The sequence below is a fragment of the Henriciella sp. genome (assembly GCF_049649345.1).
Lineage (GTDB): Bacteria > Pseudomonadota > Alphaproteobacteria > Caulobacterales > Hyphomonadaceae > Henriciella.
The window spans coordinates 1-3,717 of the sequence record NZ_JBARZC010000218.1; the positions used below are offsets into that span (position 1 = coordinate 1).

4 protein-coding genes are annotated in these 3,717 nt (G+C 59.2%); all 4 read left to right on the plus strand.

The features are described from left to right. The coding region (locus tag WA989_RS05450) for a dihydrolipoamide acetyltransferase family protein (RefSeq protein WP_424339493.1) at window positions 1-965 on the plus strand (965 nt) is incomplete at its 5' end. Between the two features lie 15 nt (window positions 966-980). After that, window positions 981-2,390 (plus strand): dihydrolipoyl dehydrogenase, encoded by a 1,410-nt coding sequence (gene lpdA, locus WA989_RS05455; protein ID WP_424339494.1) that lies wholly within the window; start codon window positions 981-983, stop codon window positions 2,388-2,390. Window positions 2,391-2,399: 9 nt separating this feature from the next. Then, window positions 2,400-3,173 carry a ligase-associated DNA damage response endonuclease PdeM gene (gene pdeM / locus WA989_RS05460; protein WP_424339495.1) on the plus strand — a complete coding sequence of 258 codons (774 nt, stop codon included), beginning with the start codon at window positions 2,400-2,402 and terminating at the stop codon, window positions 3,171-3,173. Window positions 3,174-3,218: 45 nt separating this feature from the next. Further along, on the plus strand, window positions 3,219-3,717 hold a 499-nt coding region (locus WA989_RS05465; protein WP_424339496.1), incomplete at its 3' end, for a mechanosensitive ion channel family protein.

Genomic DNA, 3,717 nt, shown 5'->3' on the forward strand with positions numbered 1-3,717 from the left:
TCGCTGAGGAGCTTGGCTCTACGCCGATGAAGCTCGCCTCCGTCGACAAGGGAGACGAGCGGATCAAGGCAAGCCCCCTGGCGCGCCGGATTGCAGCGCTCCGCGGCATCGATCTGGCGTCGCTCACAGGCTCTGGTCCGCACGCCCGGATCGTAAAAAAAGATGTCGAGAGCGCGAAACCTGGCCAGGCAGCCGGATCATCCACCGGTGCGCCGGCTGCCGCGCCTGACGGGCTCATCCTGCCGCAAGTGTTGGATGATCGTATCTACGCGCGCGAAAGCTATGAGTTGAAACCGCTGGACGGCATGCGCAAGACAGTCGCCAAGCGCCTGACGACGAGCTTCATGCAGGTCCCGCACTTCCCGCTCACCGTCGATATCAAGCTCGACAAGCTGCTCGCAGCCCGCGCCGGCATAAATGAGGCGGCGCCTGAAGGCGTGAAGATCTCAGTCAATGATATGCTCATCAAGGCGTCGGCGCTGGCGCTCATGGCTGAGCCTGACTGCAATGCGAGTTTCTCCGACAAGGGCATCGCTTACCACAAGTCGGCGCATATCTCTGTCGCGGTTGCGATTGATGGTGGGTTGATCACGCCTGTGATCTTCGATGCCCAGACCAAGGGGCTAGCCACGATTGCAGCAGAGATGAAGGACCTCGCCTCCCGCGCGAGGGAGCGGAAGCTCAAGCCACAGGAATATACGGGCGGCACATTCTCTCTTTCCAATCTCGGCATGTTCGGCATCAAGACGTTCGCCTCGATCATCAATCAGCCCGAAGGCATGATCATGTCGGTGGGCGCAGGTGAGAAAAGGCCTGTCGTCAACGACAAGAACGAGATCGTTCCAGCGACTGTTATGACGGTGACGCTAACCTGCGATCACCGCGTCATTGGCGGCGCAGAGGGCGCAAAATGGCTGAACGTCTTCAAGCGCTACGTCGAAAGCCCTGAAAGCATGCTGCTTTAGAATTTGGAGGCCATTATGGCTGATTACGACCTGATTGTTGTTGGCTCAGGCCCGGGCGGCTATGTGGCCGCAATCCGCGCGACGCAGCTCGGAATGAAGACGGCGATCGTGGAGCGAGAGAGCCTCGGCGGCATTTGCCTCAACTGGGGCTGTATCCCGACGAAGGCGCTGCTGCGGTCAGCTGAAGTGCTGCATCTTGCGAAGAATGCCAAGGATTTCGGCCTCAAGATCGACAAGGCGGTCTTTGATCTTGAAGCGGTCGTGAAACGCTCCAGAAACGTCGCCAAGCAGCTCTCGTCGGGTGTTAGCCACCTCATGAAGAAGAACAAGATCGACGTCCTCATGGGCGAGGCGAGCCTGAAGAAGGGCAAGCCTGCACCTGTCGTCACGGTCAAGGACAAGGACGGCAAGACAAAAGACTATCAGGCCAAGCACGTCATGCTAGCGACGGGGGCGCGCGCAAGGTCCATCCCGCAGGCGGGGCTCGAACCAGACGGCAAGCTGATCTGGACGTATCGCGAAGCCATGGTGCCGGATGTGACGCCGAAGAAACTCCTGGTCATCGGCTCAGGCGCGATCGGGATCGAGTTTGCGAGCTTCTACAATGAGCTTGGCAGCGATGTGACCGTCGTCGAAGCGTTGGATCGCATCCTGCCGGTCGAGGATGAAGAGATCTCGGCGATGGCCCGAAAGCAGTTCGAGAAGCAGGGCCTCAAGTTCCATGTCGGGGCGCAGGTCAAATCGCTCAAGAAGGATAAGGACAGCGTAACCGCTGAAGTCTCAGTCGGCGGAAAGACAGAGAAGATCGAAGCTGACCGCGTGATCCTCGCCATCGGCATTGTCGGCAACGTCGAAGGACTTGGCCTGGAAGAGCTCGGCGTGAAGGTGGAGAAAACGCATGTTGTCGTCGACGGCTTCGGCCGCACAGGCGTTCAGGGCCTCTATGCAATTGGCGACCTCACAGGACCGCCTTGGCTCGCGCACAAGGCCAGCCATGAAGGCGTTATCTGTGTCGAGGGTATTGCAGGCGCCAATGAGGCCCACCCGTTCGATGCATCGAATGTGCCGGGCTGCACATACTCCCATCCGCAAGTCGCAAGCGTCGGCCTGACAGAAACCAAAGCCAAGGAAGCCGGCCACAAGCTTAAGGTCGGCAAATTCCCCTTCATCGGCAACGGCAAGGCTATCGCCCTCGGAGCCGGCGACGGCATGGTCAAGACCATCTTCGATGCCGAGACCGGCGAGCTTCTTGGCGCGCACATGGTGGGCGCGGAAGTGACCGAGCTCATTCAGGGCTATGTCATTGCCCGCCAAGGCGAGCTGACAGAGGCTGAGCTGATGGAGACGATCTTCCCGCATCCGACCCTCTCGGAAATGATGCATGAATCGGTGCTCGCCGCTTACGGCAAGGTTCTTCACATGTAGCGGCTGGCTTTGCTTGACGCCTCAAGCGACCCCGTTCACTTTCCGCACATGCCGAGCGCCGCCAGAAAACTGAACGAGCAGACCTTTATCTGGTTTGGCGGGGATATGTTCCAGCCAACACCCGAGGGCGCGCTCTGGTGGCAAGCTCAGAAGACGCTGATCGTGTCCGACCTTCACCTCGAAAAGGGCTCAAGCTATGCCCGACGAGGTCAGCTGCTTCCGCCGTATGACACAGGCGCGACGCTGGCGCTGGTTGAGCGGCTGGCGGGGCAGTTCGCGCCGGACCGCATCATCTCTCTCGGCGACAGTTTCCACGATGCGCTCTCTGAGGAGCGGCTCGCAGAGACCGACATTGCCCGGATCCGGGAGCTGACCGGGTCGTGTGACTGGTTCTGGGTCGAGGGCAATCATGATCCCGAGCCGCCAGCGCATCTCGGTGGCCGCGGCGTGACAACGCTGCGCGTCGGCGACTGCGTGTTCAGGCACGAACCAACAGGCGCGCGCGGCGAGATTTCTGGCCACCTGCATCCGGTTGCAAGGATAGGAGGGCGTGGCCGCAGCGTCCGCCGCAAATGTTTCGTCACCGACGGCCATCAGATGATCATGCCATCACTTGGCACGCTGACGGGCGGGCTTAATGTTCTGGACGACGCAGTGACGTCATGTTTCGCGGAGTTTCCATCGATTTTCGTCACAGGCGGGCGCAATGTCTATTTAGCTGATGCCCGGACGCTGAAAAGTGATGTGAGTGACCGCGGTAGCAATTCCGGCTGGCGCCTCTAGTTTAGCATAAAGAAACAATACCTTACGCAGGAAGGATATTCATTCATGGATCAAGTCCAGAATATTGAGTTCGAGGCTTTGTGGGCAGAGTACTGGCCATTTGTCATGACCGGCGCGCTGAAAGTTGTCGGGGCTCTGCTTGTCCTGATCATCGGTCTGCGGATCGCGGGCTGGCTTGCAAATCTGGTCCGGAAGCAGACGATCAAGCGGCCAGGTGTCGATGAAACGCTTGGCAACTTTTTTGGCTCGGTGGTGCGCTGGTTTGCAACTGCCGCCGTCTTCATAGCCTCTCTACAGGTGTTCGGCGTACAGGCGACGAGTTTTGTCGCTATTCTCGGTGCGCTCACCCTGGCGATCGGCCTGTCTCTACAGGGGGCCCTTGGAAATATCGCGTCCGGCGTCATGATCATGCTGTTTCGGCCATACAAGATGGGCGATTTCGTCGAGATATCGGGCGAGTCCGGCACGGTGAAGGACATCAACCTTTTCCAGACCTATCTGGCGACGGTCGACAATGTCAAAATCATCATTCCCAACACCGAAG

Excerpts from the sequence above, each read along its gene's own strand:
- lpdA (WP_424339494.1), top strand. The coding sequence starts at position 981 with ATGGCTGATTACGACCTGATTGTTGTTGGCTCAGGCCCGGGCGGCTAT.